Consider the following 1161-nt stretch of genomic DNA (forward strand, 5'->3'; position numbering starts at 1 on the left):
CCAGGCGCAACACCAGCGCCTCGCGCAGCCGTCCCTGCCATTTGCGCCGGCCGCCGTAGCCGATCGCATGCAGTGCGACCAGTTCGCCGCCGGCGATGTGCACCAGGCTCGGCCGCCGCAGCCAGCGCGCTGCCGCCACCGCGATCAGGCTGCAGTGGCCGGAAAACAGCGACTGCACCACGTCGAACGGCGCGCGGCGGTGCTCGGCGCGGATCGCAGCGATCGCCCGCCAGCGCGTACGCGCCGCACCGATGTTGTGGATCCGCGCGCCGAGCAGGTCCCATTGCGCCGGCAGCGGTTCCTGGTGCAGCACGAAGACATGTAATTCATGCACGCGCGCCAAGCGTTCGATCAGGCTCAGGAAGGCCGGAATCACCCGGTACTCGCCGCTGCGGTCGACGCCGCCCGGCACCACCAGCGCCAGCTTCATGCCGCGCTCCGCGACGTGGCACCGAGCAACTGCGCATAGGCGCGCGCCCAGCGCCGGCCGACTGCCGCGAACGACAGCTGCGCATCGAAATGCGCGCGCACCAGCGCCCGCGACGGCCCGTCGCGCGAGGCCTGCAGCAGCGCGGTGGCCAGGCGTTCGGCGTCGCCGCAGGGCCACAGCGCGCCGACCCGGCCGCCGTCGCTGAGCGCACGGAACGCCGGGATGTCGGTCAACACCGGCACCGTGCCGCAGGCATAGGCCTCCAGCGCCGCGTAGCCGCAGCTCTCGCCCAGGCTGCCGGACACGAACAGGTCGGCCGCGCGCATCAGGGTCTGGATCTGCGCGTGCTCCACCCGGCCCAGCAGGTGCACGCGGCCGGCCAGCCGCGGATCGGCCTGGATACGCTGCTGCACCACCGGCAGCAGCGGCGCATCGCCGAACGCGCAGAACAGCTGCAGCCCGCTCAGTTGCTCGCTGGCGCGGGCCACGCCGTCGAGCACGGTGAGCGGATCCTTGCCCTCGCTCAGATGGCCGACCCACAGCACGCAGGGCGCGCCATGCAGCCCGCTGTCGCGGCGCGCCTGGTCGCGCTCGCCGGGAGTGAAGCGGCAACTGGATTCGGGAATGGCGAACAGGCGCGTGGATCCGGCGAACAGTCCGGCGCCGACGAAACCGCGCGCCAGCTCCAGCGAGGTGAAGGCGATGCCGGCGGCGGTGGCGTACCAGCGCCG

The 1161-nt window shown here is 73.0% G+C and carries 1 protein-coding gene and 1 pseudogene; both read right to left on the reverse strand.

Features of this window, described 5'->3' with window-relative positions; genetic code table 11:
* Positions 1-430 (reverse strand): annotated as a pseudogene (locus tag D180_RS17165) (glycosyltransferase family 1 protein); the annotation flags it as partial.
* A partial coding sequence (locus D180_RS17170; protein WP_017913766.1) for a glycosyltransferase family 4 protein occupies positions 427-1161 on the reverse strand: 735 nt, incomplete at its 5' end. The gene D180_RS17170 and the pseudogene D180_RS17165, both read right to left, overlap by 4 nt.

The organism is Xanthomonas sp. SHU 166 (assembly GCF_000364685.1).
Classification (GTDB): Bacteria; Pseudomonadota; Gammaproteobacteria; order Xanthomonadales; family Xanthomonadaceae; genus Xanthomonas_A; species Xanthomonas_A sontii.